Source organism: Comamonas sp. BIGb0124, from assembly GCF_003752175.1.
GTDB lineage: Bacteria > Pseudomonadota > Gammaproteobacteria > Burkholderiales > Burkholderiaceae_C > Comamonas_F.
Map to the genome: position 1 here is coordinate 871,430 of NZ_RJVF01000008.1, position 19,930 is coordinate 891,359.

At 65.3% G+C, this 19,930-nt stretch carries 16 protein-coding genes; 8 read left to right on the forward strand and 8 right to left on the reverse strand.

Annotated features, from left to right (window positions below):
- Position 1 precedes the first annotated feature (1 nt).
- Both fliG and fliF read right to left on the reverse strand, forming a co-directional pair.
- Positions 2–979, reverse strand: a complete 978-nt coding sequence (gene fliG / locus EC845_RS05165) for a flagellar motor switch protein FliG (protein WP_123296101.1) — start codon at positions 977–979, stop codon at positions 2–4.
- A gap of 16 nt (positions 980–995) precedes the next feature.
- Entirely contained in the window at positions 996–2,783 is a 1,788-nt protein-coding gene (fliF, locus tag EC845_RS05170; protein WP_123296102.1) for a flagellar basal-body MS-ring/collar protein FliF, read from the reverse strand.
- Positions 2,784–2,946: 163 nt separating this feature from the next.
- Between fliF and fliE the strand changes: the two genes are divergently transcribed.
- Positions 2,947–3,288: a flagellar hook-basal body complex protein FliE gene (gene fliE / locus EC845_RS05175; RefSeq protein ID WP_123296103.1), complete on the forward strand. Its 342-nt coding sequence runs from the start codon at positions 2,947–2,949 to the stop codon at positions 3,286–3,288.
- 117 nt (positions 3,289–3,405) lie between these two features.
- On the opposite strand, the gene EC845_RS05180 is transcribed toward fliE, so the two are convergent.
- From EC845_RS05180 to EC845_RS05205, 6 genes are all read right to left on the reverse strand, one after another.
- Positions 3,406–3,711: a flagellar protein FliT gene (locus EC845_RS05180; RefSeq protein ID WP_123296104.1), complete on the reverse strand. Its 306-nt coding sequence runs from the start codon at positions 3,709–3,711 to the stop codon at positions 3,406–3,408.
- A 44-nt stretch (positions 3,712–3,755) separates the two neighbouring features.
- Complete coding sequence (fliS, locus tag EC845_RS05185) at positions 3,756–4,202, reverse strand: flagellar export chaperone FliS (RefSeq protein ID WP_123296105.1); 447 nt, start codon at positions 4,200–4,202, stop codon at positions 3,756–3,758.
- 200 nt (positions 4,203–4,402) lie between these two features.
- Positions 4,403–5,863, reverse strand: coding sequence for a flagellar filament capping protein FliD (fliD, locus tag EC845_RS05190; protein ID WP_123296106.1), 1,461 nt, complete (start codon positions 5,861–5,863; stop codon positions 4,403–4,405).
- 207 nt (positions 5,864–6,070) lie between these two features.
- On the reverse strand, positions 6,071–7,609 hold the full coding sequence (locus EC845_RS05195) for a flagellin (protein WP_123296107.1): 1,539 nt from the start codon (positions 7,607–7,609) through the stop codon (positions 6,071–6,073).
- 206 nt (positions 7,610–7,815) lie between these two features.
- The gene (locus EC845_RS05200; protein ID WP_123296108.1) at positions 7,816–9,363 is read right to left on the reverse strand and encodes a flagellin; all 1,548 of its coding nucleotides are present in this window, start codon (positions 9,361–9,363) and stop codon (positions 7,816–7,818) included.
- 350 nt (positions 9,364–9,713) lie between these two features.
- The gene (locus tag EC845_RS05205) at positions 9,714–11,249 is read right to left on the reverse strand and encodes a flagellin (RefSeq protein WP_123296109.1); all 1,536 of its coding nucleotides are present in this window, start codon (positions 11,247–11,249) and stop codon (positions 9,714–9,716) included.
- A gap of 397 nt (positions 11,250–11,646) precedes the next feature.
- Here EC845_RS05205 and flhD point away from each other — a divergent pair, with 397 nt between their 5' ends.
- The 7 genes from flhD (at position 11,647) to EC845_RS05240 (ending at position 19,922) form a co-directional block, all read left to right on the forward strand.
- Entirely contained in the window at positions 11,647–11,970 is a 324-nt protein-coding gene (flhD, locus tag EC845_RS05210; RefSeq protein ID WP_123296110.1) for a flagellar transcriptional regulator FlhD, read from the forward strand.
- Positions 11,967–12,569 (forward strand): flagellar transcriptional regulator FlhC, encoded by a 603-nt coding sequence (flhC, locus tag EC845_RS05215; protein WP_123296111.1) that lies wholly within the window; start codon positions 11,967–11,969, stop codon positions 12,567–12,569. Before flhD ends, flhC begins: the two co-directional genes overlap by 4 nt.
- A gap of 170 nt (positions 12,570–12,739) precedes the next feature.
- Entirely contained in the window at positions 12,740–13,603 is an 864-nt protein-coding gene (motA, locus tag EC845_RS05220) for a flagellar motor stator protein MotA (protein WP_123296112.1), read from the forward strand.
- Between the two features lie 16 nt (positions 13,604–13,619).
- Positions 13,620–14,687 (forward strand): flagellar motor protein MotB, encoded by a 1,068-nt coding sequence (gene motB / locus EC845_RS05225; RefSeq protein WP_123296113.1) that lies wholly within the window; start codon positions 13,620–13,622, stop codon positions 14,685–14,687.
- Between the two features lie 143 nt (positions 14,688–14,830).
- Entirely contained in the window at positions 14,831–16,000 is a 1,170-nt protein-coding gene (locus EC845_RS05230) for a flagellar biosynthesis protein FlhB (RefSeq protein WP_123296114.1), read from the forward strand.
- Positions 15,997–18,072 carry a flagellar biosynthesis protein FlhA gene (gene flhA / locus EC845_RS05235; protein ID WP_123296115.1) on the forward strand — a complete coding sequence of 692 codons (2,076 nt, stop codon included), beginning with the start codon at positions 15,997–15,999 and terminating at the stop codon, positions 18,070–18,072. The genes EC845_RS05230 and flhA overlap by 4 nt, the downstream gene beginning before the upstream one ends.
- Positions 18,069–19,922 (forward strand): AAA family ATPase, encoded by a 1,854-nt coding sequence (locus EC845_RS05240; RefSeq protein WP_123296116.1) that lies wholly within the window; start codon positions 18,069–18,071, stop codon positions 19,920–19,922. Before flhA ends, EC845_RS05240 begins: the two co-directional genes overlap by 4 nt.
- Positions 19,923–19,930: the final 8 nt, after the last annotated feature.

Consider the following 19,930-nt stretch of genomic DNA (forward strand, 5'->3'; position numbering starts at 1 on the left):
GTCAGCCCTCGCCCATCACGATGACGCCTTCGTCGCTCATGCGGCGCAGGGTCTTGAGGATTTCCTTCTGCTGCGTCTCGATGTCCTTGAGGCGCACGGCACCCCGCATGTCGAGGTCGTCGCGCAAGGCATCGGCGGCCCGCGAGGACATGTTGCGGAAGACCTTGTCGAGCAAGGGCGGCGAGGCCCCCTTGAGCGCGACGATCAGCGTTTCCGACGCCACCTCGCGCAGCAGCAACTGCAGCTCCTTGTCCGAGAGCTTGACGATGTCGTCGAACACGAACATCAGGTCGACGATCTGCTGGGCCAGCTCGGGGTCTTGCTGGCGCAGGGCATCGAGCACCGCCGCGTCGAGTCCGCCGCCCAGCAGGTTGATCGCATCGGCCGCCGTCTTGATGCCGCCCACCGCCGGACGCGAGGCCTGCAGCCCGCCGGCCGACCAGCGCTCGAGCACGGTATTGAGCTCTTGCAGGGCCGCCGGCTGGATGGCGTCGAGACGGGCGATGCGCAGGATGACCTGGTGACGCAGTGCGGCCGGCAACTGGCGCAGCACATCGGCCGCGTGGTCGGCATCGAACTGCACCAGCAAGGCGGCAGCGATCTGCGGGTGCTCGCCACGCAGCATCTCGCCGACCGACTTGGGATCCATCCACTTGAGCTGTTCGATGCCGCCGAGCTTGTCCTCGTGGAGAATGCGGCCGATCATCAGTTGCGCCTTGTCGTCGTCGAGCGCGCGGGTCAGCACGCCACGCACGTAATCGCCCGTATCCGAGGTGAACAGGCTCTGGTTGGCCGTCGCCTGGGAAAACCGTTCGACCACCGTGTTGAGCTGTTCGCGTGTGACGGTACGCGTCGCTGCGATGGCTTCGCCGATCTTCTGCACTTCCTTGGGCGAGAGATAACGCATGATCTGCGCCGCGTCGTCCTCGCCCAGCGACATCATCAGTATCGCGGCGTCGTTGAGACCTTGTTCATCCATGGCGTTTACCGGTCTTTCACGCGACCGGAGTGCCGTGCACCCAGTTCTTGACGATATTGGCAACCGCAGCCGGATTCTGCCGCGCCATCTGACGTGCATCCTCGATGCGGATCTGCTCGGAACCGTCGCCGCTCACCGCGCCCATCGCACCGCCCGTGCCGGGTATGGGCGAGGCCGTCGGCAGGGGCGATTCGAGCGCGGGGCGCTGCGGGATGTCGGAAACCATGGCACTGAGCATGCCGCCCTGCTGCGGCTGCTGGTGTGTGAGGGCGGCCAGGGCCATGGCCGACTCGCGCGCGGCGGTCATCTGTTTCATCGCCGGACGGACGACGCCCAGCAGGACCAGCAACGCGACCAGCACCAACCCCAGGGGCCAGGCATAGCTGCGTGCCACGTCCAGCAGTTGCGGGCTCTTCCAGAACGGCGCCTCGGCGTGGGTCACGGCGGTCCGCTGGAACTCGGCATTCATGAGATTGACGGAGTCTCCCCGCGTCTGGCTGTAGCCCACGGCTTCGCGGACAAGACCGGTCATCTGCTCGATCTGCTGCGGCGACAGCGGCGTGGCGCTGGCCTGGCCCGACTCGGCGTCCACAGCCTGGCGGTAGTTGACCACCACGGCCGCATTGACACGCTTGATCGCACCCGCTCCGGCACGGACCGAACGCACGCTGCGGTCGACCTCGTAGTTCGTGGTGGCATCGCGGCGCGTGGCCGGTGCAGCCGAGCCGGGCGCCGTGCCGCCCAGCGGGCCATTGACGGCATTCAACGGCTTCGGCTGATTGTTGTTGATGGGTGCGGCGGCCTGGGCCGTCGGCTGGTTGCTGGCCGCCCCAGGCACCCCTGCCGGCGGGCTGGCGTCGGCCGACAAAGGCACTTCGGACACCTGCTGGCTGCGCACCGCACTGGCTTGGGGAGACAGGTTGGGGGCGTACTGCTCGGTCGTGACTTCGGTTTGCGAGAAGTCGACCTCGGCAGTCACCTGGGCCCGCACGTTGTCGCGGCCGACGATCGGTTCGAGCAGGTCGAGAATGCGGCGCACGTACTGCTGTTCGACCTGTTGCTGGTACTGCAGCTGCTGCGCATCGGCACCGGCGTTCTGGGCATCGGGAGATGTCGACAGCAGCTTGCCGCTGTCGTCGATGATGCTGACGCGGGTCGGGTCCATTTCGGGCACGCTCGACGACACCAGATGCACGATCCCTGCAATCTGCGCCCGGTCGAGCCCACGGCCCGGATAGAGAGTCACCAGGACCGAAGCCGAGGCGCGCTGCTGCTCGCGGAAAAAACCGTTCTGGTTGGGCAGCGCCAGATGCACACGCGCATTCTGCACGGCGGCAATCGCCAGGATGGAACGCGTGAGCTCGCCTTCGAGTCCACGCTGGAAGTTGAGTTTCTCTTGAAACTGGGTGATGCCCAGGCGATTGCTCTCCATGAGCTCGAAGCCCGTGACCGAGCCCTTGGGCAAGCCTTGCGAAGCCAGGCGCAGACGCACGTCGTAGACACGGTCGGCGGGCACCATGATGGCCGCACCGCCCTCGGTGTATTTGTAGGGCACGTTCATCTGGCTGAGCTGGGCAATGATGGCACCGCCGTCTTTTTCGCCCAGATTGGTGTAGAGCACTTTCCAGTCGGCCTGGCGGCTGAGCACCACGGCGGCGATGAGCAGCGCCAGCAGGACCACCACCCCGGCCGCCAGTTTGATCATCTGGCCTTGGCTGAGTCCGGGCAGGCGGGACTTCCAGCCCGGGCCTGACGACACGGCAGCGGACAGAGACGATGAAGAAGCTTCGGCGATGGCTGACATGAAGTTCCAGGCAAGATGGAAGGCACCTTGGATGCTAGGCATTATTTGACACACGGCCGCTTCGCATGAACGGGATAAAAGGCGATTTACCCCGCTATTTCCGGCTTAAGAATCGCCGGCAAACGCCTAGGATCACACTCAGTGAAACCAACCGGTGTGCCCCATGAATGTGCGTTTTCCTCCCCTGAGCCCGTTGGATGCGCTGGGTGCGGCCGGGACGGCAGCGGGCGTGGGCGGCCTGCAGCGCAGTGCGCCGGCCGGCGCCGCGACCGGTGTCCGTCAGGCCCAGTTTTCCAGTGTGCTCGAGAACGCGCTGAAGGACGTCAGCCAGAGCCAGCTGCAATCCGGCGAGCTGCAGAAGCAGGTCCAGCTCGAGAACCCCAAGGTAGGACTCGAAGAAACCATGATCGCCATGCAGAAGTCGCAGATCCATTTCCAGGCTGCACTGCAAGTGCGCAACCGGCTGGTACAGGCTTACTCCGACATCATGAACATGCAGGTCTGATCCCCTGCTCGCCCCCCGTCCGCTTCGGTCCGACGGCGTCGGGTTGCGGCAATAAAGACAAAAAGCGGCCTCGGCCGCTTTTTGTCTTTCCGCGTTCTGCCGCCCCCTACGGATCGCTCAATGCAGGGCACGCGAGACGGGCTGCGCCGAAAACATCGCCTGGAACTGGCCCATGCAAGGCTCCGCCAGCAGGCGGATCTCCGCATCGTTGCGAAGAATGCTCTGCATGATGCTGGCTTTCTCGCGCCGATCCGTCGCCGTGAGCTGCTCGCTCTGCGAGAGAAAGCGCAGTTGTTCGATCAGTACGGCACAAGCCGACTCGTAGCGCACGAGTTCGTCCCAATCGCCACGGCGAGCGGCATCGAGCATGAGCTGGCTGCTTTCGCGAATGGCACGGTAATAATTGAGCAGGCTGGGGCCCATGGCAGTGGTCGGGGTGTAGCGAAGGGTTTGTAAATGCACGATGCTTAGGCGTTCGCCAGCGGAGCCGGCGATTCATGCTGAAGGCCGGCGGCATCGGGACCGATGGCGTTCCAGCCATCGAGCACGGGAGCGATCAGCTGCGCGACCTCGGCCAGGGCCGCATCGTCGTTGTGCAGATTGGCCCAGGTCAGACGGCGTATGCAGTAGTCGTAGAGAGCCTCGAGGTTGTGGGCCACGGAGCCCCCCTGCTTGAGATCGAGCGCACCCAGCAACCCTTGCTCCAGGATGTCGACGGCCCGGGTGATTTCACGGCCCTTGAGCGCCAGATCGCCGCGCTGCAGCGCACCGCGCGCGGCATTGATCGACTGCTGCAGGCCTTCCAGCAGCAGACGGATGAGCTGATGAGGCGACGCATCGGCGACACCGCCCTCTGCGCTCTGGACACGGTAGGCCTGAACGGCGCGGCTGCGATTGTGGGCTGAACTGAACATGGTGTGTACTTCCTTTGGGATGGCGGACACGCGGCCGGCGCCATGGCTTGGGGGGATCGACTTTTATCCTTTATCGGCAATCAGCGCGCGACATTGAGTCTTTTCGCACCGTCATGCAGACATCGGATGGACACAACACGGGGGCGGTGCGATCGGGCCACGCACAAAACGGGCTGGACCGGCCCCGGTTGCCTTTGCGCTCAATCCGAGTCCTTGTTCCATTGCGTGATCTGCTGGGTCATGTAGGTGTTCAGCGCATTGAGCGTGGCCATCTTGGTGTCGAGCGCCGCGTAGGACTTCTCGAGGCGCGCCTGCATGGCCGTGGCATTGGCGTTGACCTTTTCCTGCGCTTTGCCGTTGCTGGTCCGCTCCTGCGCCAAAGCATCGGTGCGCAGGTCGATCAGGCCGTCGTCCGCCGTCAGGCCCGAAATGAACGACCCGAGTTTGCTGGAGAAACTTGTGTCCGCTTTCGCAACGGTGGCACCGGCAAAGAAGGTCTTGAAGCCCGCCACACCATGCGTCGTCATGGCCTTGTCGAACTTGGTGCTGTCGAGCGTCAGCGCACCGTCGGCGCCCAACGAGATGCCCATGGCGGACAGCGAGTTGAGGCTGCCGGCGGTGTCGACGGCCCCTGTGACGGCCGTGCGCATGCTGGCGAGCAATCGGTTGGCGGTCGAATCGCCTTGCAGCGCTGCGGCCGTCTTGGTCGCGCTGTCGTACTTGGTGAGCGATGACAGATAGTTGTTGTAGGCGTTGTAGGCGGTGACAAAGGACTGCACCGAGGTTTTCATGGACGCCATGTTCTGCGTCATCGTCACCGTCACGGGGGCCGTGGTGACCTTGTTGACCTGAAGGGTGAGGCCAGGAACGGTGTCTGCAAAACTATTGCTCTTGGAGCGAATGCTCAGGCCGTTGAGGGTGGCCATCGCATCCTGCGCGTACTCGATGCTGTTGGTGGCCATGCCCAGTGCCGGATGGTTCTGCGGATCGAAAGCCAGTTGCGACAGGCCGGTGCCCGAGGTGTCGGGCTGACCACTGGCATCGCTGGCCTGGATACGAAAGCCCGCAGCCTGCCCCGTGGCGCTCGAGCGCAGCATCAGGCGCTGGCCGGTCGCGTCCGTGATGACGGTTGCGGTCACGCCGGCCTGGGCTTGGTTGATCTTGGCCGCGATCTGCGAGACCGAACTCTCGGCGGCATCGATCGTGATGTCCACCGCCGCACCGTTGCCGGCGGCAAAGCTCATGCTGCCGGATGGACCCGACCAGGTTCCCAACTGGATGTGCAGCTTGCCGGAACCGAGCTGACCATCGGCCGCCATCGACGCCGATGCGGCAGACTGTTCACGCGCCAGTTGCTGCACGGCAATGCTGTAGCTGCCGGCCTGCGCCGCCGTGGCGGTCGTGGAAACGGATACCGAGGCCGAATCGCTGGAGCTGACCGACATGGCCGACCACGTCTCGGCCTTGCCCAGCGCCGCGGCGGCATCGGCCACACTGGTGGCCAGCGAGCGGATCTGGCCATAGGCCGATACCTTGCTTGTGATCAGCGTGGCCTGCGTGGCCAGGGTTTCGAGCGGCTTTTTCTCGAGCGCGACCAGCTTGGAGATGATGTTGTCCACATCGAGTCCGCTGCCGAGGCCCAGGGAGGTAATCGTAGCCATAAGAATCCTACCGATAGAAAAACGACGATCCGGAAACAGCCCGGGGCAATGCCGCGGCCGAGGGCCGATCCCGACCGAAGCCAGACGGTGGACGAATTGTCTGCCAGCCGCCCGGTCCCCGATCACCCAAGGAACAGCCGGAAAAGCATCCAGTTCGAGCGATCAAGACCGTGCTGCCGCAACGCCTTTGGCCAGCCCGAGCCTGTTCTAGCCACGCAGCAGGGTCAGCACGCCCTGGGGCAACTGATTGGCCTGCGCCACCATGGCCGTACCCGCCTGCTGCAGGATCTGGGCACGCGACAGATTGGCGGTTTCGACCGCGAAGTCGGCATCCTGGATGCGGCTGCGCGCGGACGTGAGGTTCTCGGCCGAGGTGTCGAGATTCTTCACCACGGATTCGAAGCGGTTCTGGACAGCGCCGAGGTCGGCACGGGAGGCGTTCACGGCCTTGAGCGCGGCATCCATGGCGAGAATGGCGTTGTCGGCGCCATCGGCGGTGGAGACGTCCAGACCGGAAAATCCGCTTTCGGTGACTCCGGCCTTGTAAGCCACGCCGCCTGCGCCGTTGACCGTCGTCTGGCCCGAAACGAAACCGGCTCGTTCGACCCAGTCGCCGCTGAGCGAGATGTTCCCGGTCGTGGAGCTCAACACCAGCTTCCCGGATTCGGTCGTCGCCTTGACGCCGCTCTGCGCGGTCTTGTCATTGATCGCCTGGACCAGGTTGATCAACCCGTCCACCACGGACGCACCGCCCGTCACACTGCCGATATTCACGGCGTTGATGACCAGATCCCCGGAGGCCAGCTCGCCGAACGGGCTCGCCGCATGCGAACCGAAAAACCCTGCATTGGCAAAACCACCCGAGGGCGCAGCGCCGAAGGTGTTGACCACCGTGACATCGAGATTGGTGCCATCGGACTTGCTGAAGGCCAGATCCCCGGTCTGCGCCGAGCCCTGCGCCGTAATGCCCGCAGCCTGCAATTGCGCGTGAACGCCGCCGAAATAGACTTCGCCGTCGATCGCAAAGGCCGTCACGGCAGAACCCGTGCCGGTTCCACCTGCGGTGCCGACCCGATTGACAAAAGTCACCCCGCCCACCGTCATCGAGAATTGCTGACCGGCCGCCGTCGAAGCGGCCGTCGTGGTGAAGGTCCCGGATTCTCCCGAGGTGGCGTAGGCCTTGAGCGTGCTGCCGGCAGTCATCTTGGCCGATGTCGCCACGCTGGTCCACGAGCCGAGCTTGCTGACCTTGGCGTCGGCAATGCCGGCGATCTCGATCGTCTGGCCCTGGTTGGCACCCACCTGGAACGACTGCGCCGTGAAACTGCCGTCGAGCAGGTTGGTGCCGTTGAATGCCGTGTTCTTGGCCACGCGGTCGATTTCAGCCGTCAGTTGCGACACTTCCTTCTGGATGGCGGCGCGGTCGTCCGATGAATTGGTCGCATTGCGCGACTGCACGGCCAGCTCGCGGATGCGCTGCAGGTTGTTGCCGATGGTGCCCAGCGTGCCTTCGGCCGTCTGCGCCAGCGAGATGCCGTCGTTGGCGTTCTTCGCCGCTTGGTTCAGTCCGTTGACCTGAGCGGTCATGCGCTCGGAAATCGCCAGGCCGGCTGCATCGTCCTTGGCGCTGTTGATGCGCATGCCCGAGGACAGGCGCTGCATCGACGTCGTCAGCGAATTCTGGCTGGCCGACAGATTGCGCTGGGCATTCAGCGAGGCCATGTTGGTATTGATCGTCGAGGCCATGTGGTTCCTTCGGAAAAGCCGACCCGGCAAGGACAGTCTGGGCACCACATGGATCAGGGCGACTGTCAAACCGCTGAGGAGTCGCACGACACGACCCAGCCAGTGGTTTATCGACGCGATTCCGTGAAACTTGAGAGTTTTTGTGAAAATTAAGCCTGAGCAGGCGCAGGCGTTGCACACGACCGCGGCGCCGGCTCGGCGTCGAATCAGCTTCGCAGCAGGGTCAACACCCCTCTGGGCAGCTGATTGGCCTGTGCCACCATCGCGATGCCGGCCTGCTGCAGGATCTGGGCACGCGACAGGTTCGCGGTTTCGGCGGCATAGTCCGCATCCCGGATACGGCTGCGCGCAGCCGTGAGGTTTTCGGCCGAAACAGCAAGATGGCTCACCACGGATTCGAAGCGGTTCTGGATCGCACCGAGATCGGCACGGGCCGAGTTGACCGCCTTCAGCGCGGCATCCATGGCGAGGATGGCGTTGTCTGCACCGTCGAGGGTCGACACATCCAGCTTGGCAAAACCCGTTTCCGCGGCTCCCGCCTTGTAGGCGACACCGCCCATGCCGCCCGACGTCGTCTGGCCCACGGCCATCCCGACCCGGTCCGGCCAGTGGCCGCCGACGGTGATGTCGCCCGTCCTGGAAGCCAGCGCAAGGTGGCCGGACTCGACCGAAGCGGTCACCCCCGTCTGCGTGGTCTTGGCATTGATCGCCTGGACCAGGTTGCTCAGGCCCGCAGCAACGGTCGCCCCTCCCGCCACGATCCCGATGTCGACGGCGTTGATGGTGAGATCCCCGAGATTCAGATCGCCATAGGTCTGGGCCTCATGGCGCCCGACAAACGTGGAACTGCCGAAGCCGCCGACCGGTGTGTTGCCAAATGTGTTGACGAATGTGACGTCGAGGGCGGTGCCGTCGGCCTTGTAGACATAAGCCGTGTTGATCTGCTGGACGCCATCGACAAAAGCCGCCGAGAAACCGATGCCTGCGGCCAGCAATGCGGGCTCTGCCGCATCCAGCGCCTGGGAGATCTCTTGAAATGTGACGGCAGCGCCCGCACCGGTACCGTTGGCCGTCCCCATCCGCTTGAACACCTCCACCCCGCCGATGGTCAGCGAGACCTCTTGCCCGACTGCCGTCGATGCCGCAGTGGTCGCGAACGACCCCGTCGGACCGCTGGCGGCATAGGCCTTCATCGGAGAACTGCCGATCAGCCTGGCCGCTGTCGCCACGCTGGTCCACGAACCGAGCTGGCCGACCTTGGCGTCTGCAATGCCGGCCATGTCGATCGTCTGGCCCTGGTTGGCACCGACCTGGAACGACTGCGCCGTGAAGCTGCCGTCGAGCAGGTTGATCCCGTTGAACGCCGTGTTCCTGGCCACGCGGTCGATTTCAGCGGTCAGCTGCGACACTTCTTTCTGAATCGCGGCACGGTCGTCGAACGACTGGGTCGCATTGCGCGACTGCACGGCCAACTCGCGGATGCGCTGCAGGTTGTTGCCGATGGTGCCCAGCGCGCCTTCCGCCGTCTGCGCCAGCGAAATGCCGTCGTTGGCGTTCTTTGCCGCCTGGTTCAGTCCGTTGATCTGCGCGGTCATGCGCTCGGAGATCGCCAGACCGGCGGCATCGTCCTTGGCGCTGTTGATGCGCATGCCCGAGGACAGACGCTGTATCGATGTCGTCAGCGAGGCTTCGGTGATGGACAGATAGCGCTGCGCCCTCAGCGCAGCCAGGTTGGTGTTGATCGTCAGGGCCACGTTCTTCTTTCAAAAGCTGGCTGGCAAAGACAGTTTGGAACCAGCTTCAGGGCGAACTGTCGCACCGCTGAAGAACTTCAAAAAAAGAAGCGAAGACCTGTCGACGACACGGGCCGAGAGCCCCCGAGAAGGTCGGGAGGCACGGCCTGCACAGGACAAGCGAAGCACGCGGCAACGCCGACCAGGGGGTGCACATGGCCGGGTGGAAACAACTGCAACAGGGCAACAGAAGGTGATTCCTTCGATTGCCCTGTCTTCGACGACCGGGAAAGCGGCCCGAAAGCGGCTCTCTGCGGCGATGCGACGTCAGATCATGCGTTCGACGTCACGGTTCGGATTGCGCCGCGGTCTTAACCGCGCAGCAGGGTCAGCACGCCTTGGGGCAGCTGATTGGCCTGTGCCACCATCGCGGTACCGGCCTGTTGCAGGATCTGGGCACGCGACAGGTTGGCGGTTTCGACCGCGAAGTCGGCGTCCTGGATGCGGCTGCGGGCGGAGGTGAGGTTCTCGGCCGAGGTGCTGAGGTTCTTCACCACGGATTCGAAGCGGTTCTGGACGGCACCGAGGTCGGCACGGGCCGAGTTGACGGACTTGAGCGCGGCGTCCATGGCCAGGATGGCGTTGTCGGCGCCGTCGATGGTGGAGACATCCAGGTCGTCGAAACCGATTTCGGCACCGGCGGCCTTGAAGGCCACGCCATTGACACCCCCCGTGGTGGTCTGGCCGGCAGTCAGCCCGGCCAGGCCGGCGGTGGTGCCGCCCACGGTGATGTTCTGGCTCTTGGAGCTCAGCGACAGCTTGCCGGAGTCGATCGAAGCCGTCACACCCGTCTGGGCGGTCTTGCTGTTGATGGCCGAGAGCAGGCTGTCCAAGCCATCGGCAGCGCTGGCGCCACCGGCGACTGCACCGATGTCGGTACCGTTGATGGTCAAGCCACCGGCAGCCAGCTTGCCGAACGATGCGCTGTGAGTGCCGACGAAACCGGCGTTGGCAAAGCCGCCGGCGGGAGTCGCGCCGAAGGTGTTGACGAGCGACACATCGACGGCGGAACCGTTGGTCCGGCTGAAGGACAGGGTACCCGCTGCTGCGGTGCCGGTCACCGTGATGCCCGCAGCGGCCAAGGCGGTCGTCACGGGGGTGGTGGCCAGTTCGGTGTCGATCGTGGCTGCGGTCACCGAGACGCCGGTGCCGGTTCCTCCGACCGTGCCGGCACGGCTGATCACGGACACACCGCCCACTGTCAGCGAGAACTGCTGACCGACTGCGGTCGAAGCGGCGGTCGCGGTGAACGCACCGGACGCACCGGTCGTGGCATTTGCCGCCAGCGACGAGCCCGCCGTCAGCTTGGCCGATGTCACGACGCTGTTCCACGAACCGAGCTTGCTGACCTTGGCGTCGGCAATGCCGGCGATCTCGATCGTCTGGCCCTGGTTGGCGCCGACCTGGAACGACTGCGCCGTGAAGCTGCCGTCGAGCAGGTTGGTGCCGTTGAATGCCGTGTTCTTCGCCACGCGGTCGATTTCAGCCGTCAACTGCGACACTTCCTTCTGGATCGCGGCGCGGTCGTCCGACGAATTCGTCGCATTGCGCGACTGCACGGCCAGTTCGCGGATGCGCTGCAGGTTGTTGCCGATGGTGCCCAGCGTGCCTTCGGCCGTCTGTGCCAGCGAGATGCCGTCGTTGGCGTTCTTGGCCGCCTGGTTCAGGCCGTTGACCTGAGCGGTCATGCGCTCGGAGATCGCCAGGCCGGCGGCATCGTCCTTGGCGCTGTTGATGCGCATGCCCGAGGACAGGCGCTGCATCGATGTCGTCAGCGAATTCTGGCTGTTGGACAGATTGCGCTGCGCATTCAGCGAAGCCATGTTGGTATTGATCGTCGAGGCCATGTGTGCTCCTTCAAGAAAGCTTGCTGGTAAAGACAGTTGGGGACCAGGATCAGCGCGGGGGCCGCACTGCTCACGGGCTTCACCTGAACCCCGTTGTGTGGTTTATCGGCGGGGCCCCCGGCAACTTGAATCTTTTTTTGAAGGATGAAGCGAACGTTACGGAACACACCGTGACATCCGCCTGAAACCGTAACGGCAGAGCTCAAAATCGCCGCCAAATGTAGCCTTTATGTTTCACCAACGACTTTCGTTGTAGGAATTCTTCCTACACGCTCGTAGCAATATCACACCTCGCGCATCGCCAGTCCCCGACTCGTGCGACTCGTCGGCTTTGGACAGAATCAAGCCATCTTGAAAAGAGTCGGGCACTTGCCCTGACAACGAGGGAGGATCTCACATGAACCAGGAACAGATGCTGTCCGAAATCCGGGAGGCCAACCTGACCTACCTGATGCTGGCGCAGAAGTTGATCCAGTTGGACCAGGCGACCGCGCAGTACCGGCTGGGTGTTTCGGCCGAAGCCGCCGATCTCATCGCCACGCTGTCGCCCGCCCAGATCATGAAGATCTCGGCCAACAACATGCTGCTGTTCCGCTGTCGTGCCGACGACGACATGGTCTGGGGCCTGCTGACCAACCACAAGCCCAGCCGCCTGGACGACGAAGGCACGGCCAAGCTGCATGCCTGCATCCTGATGAGCCAACCGGCTGCCCTGTCATGAAGGCCGCCGCGGCACTGCTGCCGCAGACCGGCGGGCGCAAGAGCCTGCTGCAGGAGGCCCGCCAGGTCGAGCGCGCCATCAAGCTCATCGAACTGGGTGCCCGGCTGCAGGTGCTCGAGAGCGAAACCGACCTGTCGTACGAGCGCCTGCTTCGTCTGTACAAGGAAGTCAGCGGCCGATCTCCCTCGAAAGGCCAGTTGCCGTTCTCGATCGACTGGTTCCTGACCTGGCAGCCCAACATCCACTCGTCGCTGTTCCTCAACATATTCGAATATGTCAGCCATGAAAGCGACGCGGACAGGATCGACGACATCATCCGGGCCTACGGTCTGTACAGCGAGCAGATGCTGGGTTGCGGTCTGGAATCCCAACTGACCTTCACCCGCGCATGGCGCCTGGTGAAGTTCGTCGGCGCCAGCATGCTGACCATGACCGCCTGCTCCTGCTGCGGCGGCAGGTTCATCACCGAGCTGTTCGAGAACCCCCGCCATTACCAATGCGGCCTGTGCCGCCCACCGGCGCGTGCCGGCAAACGCACACCGCCACGCGTGCAGCCTCTGACCGGCGATCAGGCCGAGGATGCCGCGCCGGCAGCCTGATCGCCGCTCGCCCGCCCGCCAGCCGCCGAGAAGGCCGGGCCTCAAGTTTTCGACGGCTCTGCCGATACGTTAGGCAAGGCCAGGCGGCTGTCATGGCCGCCCGCCCCTCGGGCACCGCCCGACAGCCCGTCCGGCGTTGACGCTTTTCATCACTCCGATCGCAGCCCTCCATGTTTGTCATCATCGGTTATCTCATTGCGCTGGGCTGTGTGTTCGGCGGCTTCATCATCCACGGCGGCAACATTGCCGTGGTACTGGCCGCGCTGCCCATCGAGATGCTGGTGATCGGCGGCGGCGCACTCGGGGCCTTCGTGGTGAACAACCAGCCCAAGGTGCTGAAGGCGACCGGCAAGGCGATCCCCGCTGCGCTCAAGGGCTCCAAGTACACCAAGGCGCGTTACCTGGCGCTGATGGCCTTGCTCTACGACATCCTGCAGAAGGCCCGCAAGGATGGCTTGATGGCGATCGAAAAAGACGTCGAGTCTCCTGCCGAGTCGCCCATCTTTTCGACTTATCCGGAAATCGCCGGTGATCACCATGTCGTGGAATTCATCACCGACTACCTGCGCATGATGGTGTCGGGCAACCTCAACGCCTACGAGATCGAGGCGCTGATGGACAGCGAGATCGACACCCACCACCACGAAGCGCTGGCGCCGTCGCAGGCCATGGCTCGCCTGGCCGGCGGCCTGCCGGCCTTCGGCATCGTGGCGGCCGTGCTCGGCGTCATCAACACCATGTCGTCGGTCGGGCAGTCGCCGGCCATCATGGGCGCCATGATCGGCTCGGCCCTGGTCGGCACCTTTCTCGGGATTCTGCTCGCCTACGCCATCGTCGAACCGCTGGGTGGATTGATGGAACAGAAGGCCGAGGAAACCAGCAAGGAGCTGATGAGCATCAAGGCGACGCTGCTGGCCAGCATGCAGGGGTACAACCCGGCCACGGCAGTCGAGTTCGGCCGCAAGGTGTTGTTCTCGACCGAAAGGCCGACCTTCACCGAGCTCGAAGAGCACATCAAGGGCAGCCGCACCTGAACCGCCGCCGCACGCCATGCCCTCCTCCAAGAAACTCCAGCCGATCATCATCAAGAGGGTGCGCAAGACGTCGCACGGCCATCACGGCGGTGCGTGGAAGATCGCATATGCCGACTTCGTGACGGCGATGATGGCGTTTTTCCTGCTGATGTGGCTGCTCGGCTCGACCACCAGCGGTCAGTTGCAAGGCATCGCCGACTACTTCAACTCTCCCCTGCATGTGGCCCTGCCGGGCGGCGACGGCAGCGGCGCGGCGACGTCCATCGTGCCGGGGGGCGGGCAAGACCTGACGCGTGCGGTGGGCCAGGTGCACGGCAAGGCCGAAGTCCATGCCGCCCGTCGCATGACCATCGACGATGCGCGCGACACCATCGCCAGCCAGGACAAGGCCCGTATCGAAAACCTGCGGCGCAAGATGGAGACATTGATCCAGAACGACGCGCGCCTCAAGGAGTTCAGCCAGCAGATCCGCCTGGAAGTGATTCCGGACGGATTGCGCGTGGAAATCGTCGATGCGCAGAACCGGCCCATGTTCGACACCGGAAGTGCGGTGCTCAAGCCTTACATGAAGGACATCCTGGAACGCATCGGCAGCGGCCTCAACGGCCTGGAGAATCGTGTGATGGTGGCCGGCCATACCGATGCCACGCCCTACGGCGGCGGCACCAAGGGCTACAGCAACTGGGAGCTCTCGGCCGACCGCGCCAATGCGTCGCGCCGCGAGCTGGTGGCGGCAGGCATGCCCGACGACAAGCTGGTGCGCATCGTGGGCATGGCGGCCAGCCAGCTCATCGATGTCGGGCACCCCGCGGCGGCAGTCAACCGCCGCATCAGCCTGACCGTGCTCACCCAGGAAGCCGAAGCCCGCCTGAGCGGCAGGCGGCCCGCAAACGAGTCGGCAGCGCAAGGCTGGCTGGAGAGCTTCAAGAAGATCGGCCCGACCGACGAGCCCCCGCAGGGATCCGGAGACAAGGGCCTCGCGCCTTTGGCGCCGGCCCTGGCGCCCGATGCCGCCAAACCGGCCGGCACACCCGCGTCTGCACCGTCGCCGGCTGCGGCAGCGACGCCGCGCAGCGCCACCTGAACTTCGCCGACGGGGCCGCACGCGCCATGCGTCCGGCGGTAACCGCTGAATAGGGCTCTCCCTGCCCTGTTTATCGGGCTTTAGATCGCGGGGGGTTTTCCGACAATGAGCTTCATCCCCAGCACTGTCGGATACATCCGCCCATGGAGTCATCCAGCCAAGACCGCCAACTCCCCGCCACCGAGCGCAAGCTGCAGCAAGCGCGCCGGGACGGCCAAGTCGCGCGCTCGCGCGATCTGGGGCACCTTGCCGTGCTGGGCACGGGCACGGTGGCCATCCTGCTGCTGGCCCCCTGGATCACGGACACCCTGCGCACCGGACTCGCCGGCCAGCTGACTTTCGACAGCCATGCGCTCGACAGCGCCGAAAGCATGCTGCCCGGACTGCGCCGGCTGGCTCTCGCTGCGCTGGCCTGCGCCGCGGCCGTCGGTTTCCTGGTGGCAATGGCCAGCCTGATCAGCACGGTCGCCGCGGGCGGCTGGATCGCCAGCCTCAAGCCGATCACCCCCGATCTCAAACGCATCAACCCGCTCTCCGGCATTTCGAATCTGCTGAGCAAACAGCAGCTCACCCAGCTCGTCAAGGTCTGCATACTGGCGGGCGTCATCGGCTCGCTGGGCTGGGCTTACGTGAAAGGCAGCCTGCACAAGGTGGCCGCCATGGTGCTTCAGCCCTCGCCCGAAGCCGTGACCTACCTGGCCAACTGGCTGCTGGCCGGCGTGGGCCTGATGCTGCTGGTGGTGCTCGCTGTGGCGCTGGTCGATGTGCCGCTTCAGACCTACTTCCATCACCAGCGCTTGCGCATGTCGCACCAGGAAGTCAAGCAGGAGAACCGGGAGTCGGAAGGCGACCCGCACACCAAGGGCCGCCAGCGATCGCTGCAGCGCAAGGCCACGCAGCGCGCCAGCATCACCGCCGTTCCGCGTGCCGACGTGGTGCTGATGAATCCCACCCACTATGCCGTGGCGCTGCGCTACGACGAGCAGACCATGCAGGCGCCACAGGTCATCTCCAAGGGGGCCGATCTGCTGGCCATGCGCATCCGCGATGTCGCGCGCACGCACGGCATCCCGGTGATCCAGTCGCCCATGCTGGCTCGGGCGCTGTATGCCCACGCCGAGATCGACCAGCCGATTCCCGGCAGCCTCTACACCGCAGTGGCCCAGGTCATGGCCTATCTGTACCGCCTGCGCGCCGCCCTGCGCGGACAGGGCCAGATGCCCGTCGAACCGCCCGATCCCGAGGTGCCGGTCGAGCTCGATCCGCACCATGTCGCGGCCAGGCTGACGACCACCGAAGGCAGTGACGCATGAACCAGTTGCACGCTCTGCGCCACTCGGCCCTGCGCAACCTGCGCGGCGCCAACGCGCTGGCCGCGCCACTGCTCGTCATCGCCATCCTCGCCTTGATGGTGCTGCCGATGCCGCCGTGGCTGCTGGACACCTTCTTCACGCTCAACATCGCCTCGTCGCTGATCGTCATGATGGTGGCGGCCTACATGATCCGGCCGCTGGACTTCGCCTCTTTCCCCAGCGTGCTGCTGCTGACCACGCTGATGCGGCTGTCGCTCAACGTCGCCTCGTCGCGGGTGGTGCTGATGGAAGGCCATACGGGTGCCGGGGCGGCCGGCGCGGTGATCGAGGCCTTCGGGCATTTCCTCATCGGCGGCAATTTCGCCGTCGGCCTGATCGTTTTCATGATCATCGTGGTGATCAACTTCATCGTGATCACCAAAGGCGCCGAACGCATGGCCGAGGTCTCGGCCCGCTTCACGCTGGACGCCATGCCGGGCAAGCAGATGGCCGTCGACGCCGATCTCAATGCCGGCGTGATCGACGAGAAGGAAGCCCGCCGCCGCCGTGCCGAGGTGGGCGAAGAGGCCAACTTCTTTGGCTCCATGGACGGCGCCTCGAAATTCGTGCGCGGCGATGCCATCGCGGGCATTCTGATCCTGGTGATCAACATCGTCGGTGGCTTGGCGGTCGGCATGCTGCAGCACGGACTGTCGGCCAGCCAGGCGGCCGACAGCTACATCCTGCTGGCCGTCGGCGATGCGCTGGTGGCGCAGATCCCCGCGCTGCTGATCTCGGTCGCCGCGGCCATGGTGATCTCTCGCGTCGGACGCGAAAGCGATGTCGGCCACCAGATCGTCCAGCAGGTCTTCAGCTCACCCCGGGTCCTGGCCCTGACCGCGGCCATCCTGGGTCTGCTGGGCATGATCCCGGGCATGCCGCACCTGGTGTTCCTGACGATTGCCTGCCTGATCGGCTACGCCGCCTATGCTGCCTCGCGCAAGCCCGTGGCCGACGCCAACGTCGCCATCGCCCCCGCCCCGCCCGGCGATGTGGACGCCAGTTGGAACGACCTGCAACCCGTCGACCTGCTGGGGCTGGAACTGGGCTATCGCCTGATCGCCCTGGTCGACAAGAACCGCAACGGCGACCTGCTCAGCCGCATCAAGGCGGTGCGGCGCAAGTTCGCGCAGGAAGTCGGTTTCCTGCCCCCCGCCGTGCACGTGCGCGACAACCTCGATCTCAAGCCCGGCGCCTATCGCATCACGCTGCGCGGTGTGGTCGTGGGCGAAGGCGAAGCATTCCCCGGCATGTACATGGCCATCAATCCGGGCGGCATCACCACGCCGCTGATCGGCACCTCGACCCGCGACCCGGCTTTCGACCTTCCCGCGCAGTGGATCGAGGAACGCCAGAAAGAAATAGCCCAGATGGCCGGCTACACCGTGGTCGACGCCTCGACGGTGTTGGCCACCCATCTGTCGCACGTGGTGCAGACGCACGCAGCCAAGCTGCTCAGCCGCACGGAAACCCAGCAATTGGTGGACTACATCGGCCAGCACGTGCCCAAGCTGATCGAGGAAGTGGTGCCCAAGCTCGTGTCCATCGCCACGCTGCAGAAGGTGCTTCAGTTGCTGCTCGAAGAATCGGTGCATATCCGGGACATGCGCACCATCGTGGAGTGTCTGGCCGAGAACGCCGGCGCGACCGATGCGGCCGAACTGGTCCGCCATGTGCGCATTGCGCTGGCTCCTGCCATCGTGCAGCAGATCTACGGCCCCGTCGCCGAACTGGACGTGATGGCCATCGAACCCAACCTGGAGCGCCTGCTGATCCAGGCGCTGACCAATCCACAGGGCCCGGCGCTCGACCCGGGCGTGGCCGACATGCTCGTCAACCACGCCGGCAGCCTGGCCCAGCAGCAGGAAGAACAGGGTCTGCCCGCGTGCCTGCTGGTGCCCGATGCCATACGCCCGACCATGGCACGCCTGCTGCGCCGCAAGGCGCCACGCCTGCATGTGCTGGCCCACAGTGAAATCCCCGAGAACCAGACGATACGGATCGGACCCGTGATCCGAGGAGCAACGACATGAACATCCATCGATTCCTGGCGCCCAACACCCGCGAAGCACTGGCCCGCGCCCGTGCCGTGTTCGGCGACGATGCCGTGATCCTGGCCACCCGCGCGTCGGCGGAAGGGGTGGAAGTGACCGTCACCTCGGAACACGAACTGGCGCAGTTGGGGCAGCCCCTGCCACCGGCAGCGGCCCGGGCACCCGCCCCCAGACCCGCACCCGCTGCGGCGAGCTCGCCGGCAGCCACGTCGGCCGTTCCGGCGCAACCCGCTCAGGCACCCGTCGCGGCAGCCCGGAGCCCGGAGCCCCCCCCGGCCCCCGCGATGCCCAACGAGACCACGTCCGTGCAAAGCGACACCGAGCAGTTGGCCATGAGCACCTTGTCGTTCCAGGACTACGTCCGTGAACGCATGCTGCGCCGCCAGCCAACCGGCGAAGCGACCGGACACTCACCGGCCGCCTCGCCGGAAGCGGGCGAACTGCAAACTTCGGCAGTCCCCCCCATGGAAGGGACTGGCACAGGGCGCGGCGCCGGACAGGCCAACGCGCCCCTGCCCTCCGCCGTGCATGCCCTGCCGCTCTTCCGTGCCACGGCCGAAGGCGGAGCCGACGACAGCGCCAGCGCCGCGACAGCCATTGCACGCCTGCACGAAGAACTCCGTGTGGAACGCGAAACCCTGCGCCTGCAGGAATTGCGGGCTCGAGCCCGGGCCGAGCGAATCGAGCAGGACCGGCAGGTGGCCCCGCGGCAAGCGTCTGCGTCCGGCATCGTCCTGTCCGCCACGACCGGATCGGCCGCGCTGGGCATGCCTTCGCCTGCAGCCGCGGGCATGCCGGACGCCACGACTTTGCACACGGCGGCACTGCGCATGGGCACGGCCGAGATCCAGACCACCCGCGCAGAGAATCTGCGGCTGGCCGACGAGCTGCGCATGATGAAGGACATGATCAACACCCGGCTCAACACCCTGAGCTGGTTTGGCCAGGCCCGGCAGGATCCGTTGCGCCAGAGCCTGATGCTGGCCCTGGCACGTGGAGGTTTTTCGTCCGTGCTGGCGCGCAAGCTGCTGGAAAAACTGCCGCAAGGCCTGGACGGCCCCCAGGCCCTGCTGTGGCTGCAGCGCGTGCTGGCCCACAATCTCCGCGCCGATTCGTCCGATCAGACGCTGTTGTCCGAGGGCGGCGTGCACGTCCTGGTCGGACCGACCGGTGTCGGCAAGACCACCACCATTGCCAAACTGGCCGGTCAGCATGCCGTGCAACACGGACCGGGCAGTGTCGGCCTCATCAGCTTCGACACGAGTCGCCCGGCGGCACTCGAGCAGTTGCGTGCGCAGGTCCAGCCCTTTGGCGTCGTGGCACACGAGGCCCGCTCCCGTCACGATCTGCAATCCCTGCTCGAGCTGTTTGCCAGCCGCCGCCTGGTGCTGATCGACACCGCCGGCTATTCGCCCGCCGACCCGCGTCTTCAGGAACTGCTGGCCTCGCTGGAACTGCCGTTCGTCAATCGCATCGTGGTGCTCAACGCCAACAGTCCGCAGGACACGCTCGAGCAGGTGCTGCGCAGCTTCGGCAGCACCCAGGCCATGCTGACCAAGATCGACGAGACCCATCGCCTCGCTCCGGCCTTGTGCGCCCTGATCGGCCACCGTGCCAGGCTGCGCGGCGTGTGCGATGGCCAGCGAGTCGCCGACGACTGGCACCTGCCCGACGGCGCGGCTCTGGTGGCGCAGGCGCTGGCCGCCGGCGCCCAGGCCGCCCGCAGGACCAGCCGCGAAGAGCCGGACGAAGAGCTCAGTTTCTATTTTGCCCAGGACCAGGGCGCAACGGCCTACGCGCCTGCCCCGGCGGGCCATTACGCCGCCTGAGCCACCGG

Excerpts from the sequence above, each read along its gene's own strand:
- fliG (WP_123296101.1), bottom strand. The coding sequence starts at position 979 with ATGGATGAACAAGGTCTCAACGACGCCGCGATACTGATGATGTCGCTG.
- fliF (WP_123296102.1), bottom strand. The coding sequence starts at position 2,783 with ATGTCAGCCATCGCCGAAGCTTCTTCATCGTCTCTGTCCGCTGCCGTG.
- fliE (WP_123296103.1), top strand. The coding sequence starts at position 2,947 with ATGAATGTGCGTTTTCCTCCCCTGAGCCCGTTGGATGCGCTGGGTGCG.
- EC845_RS05180 (WP_123296104.1), bottom strand. The coding sequence starts at position 3,711 with ATGGGCCCCAGCCTGCTCAATTATTACCGTGCCATTCGCGAAAGCAGC.
- fliS (WP_123296105.1), bottom strand. The coding sequence starts at position 4,202 with ATGTTCAGTTCAGCCCACAATCGCAGCCGCGCCGTTCAGGCCTACCGT.
- fliD (WP_123296106.1), bottom strand. The coding sequence starts at position 5,863 with ATGGCTACGATTACCTCCCTGGGCCTCGGCAGCGGACTCGATGTGGAC.
- EC845_RS05195 (WP_123296107.1), bottom strand. The coding sequence starts at position 7,609 with ATGGCCTCGACGATCAATACCAACATGGCCTCGCTGAATGCCCAGCGC.
- EC845_RS05205 (WP_123296109.1), bottom strand. The coding sequence starts at position 11,249 with ATGGCCTCGACGATCAATACCAACATGGCTTCGCTGAATGCGCAGCGC.
- flhD (WP_123296110.1), top strand. The coding sequence starts at position 11,647 with ATGAACCAGGAACAGATGCTGTCCGAAATCCGGGAGGCCAACCTGACC.
- flhC (WP_123296111.1), top strand. The coding sequence starts at position 11,967 with ATGAAGGCCGCCGCGGCACTGCTGCCGCAGACCGGCGGGCGCAAGAGC.
- motA (WP_123296112.1), top strand. The coding sequence starts at position 12,740 with ATGTTTGTCATCATCGGTTATCTCATTGCGCTGGGCTGTGTGTTCGGC.
- motB (WP_123296113.1), top strand. The coding sequence starts at position 13,620 with ATGCCCTCCTCCAAGAAACTCCAGCCGATCATCATCAAGAGGGTGCGC.
- EC845_RS05230 (WP_123296114.1), top strand. The coding sequence starts at position 14,831 with ATGGAGTCATCCAGCCAAGACCGCCAACTCCCCGCCACCGAGCGCAAG.
- flhA (WP_123296115.1), top strand. The coding sequence starts at position 15,997 with ATGAACCAGTTGCACGCTCTGCGCCACTCGGCCCTGCGCAACCTGCGC.
- EC845_RS05240 (WP_123296116.1), top strand. The coding sequence starts at position 18,069 with ATGAACATCCATCGATTCCTGGCGCCCAACACCCGCGAAGCACTGGCC.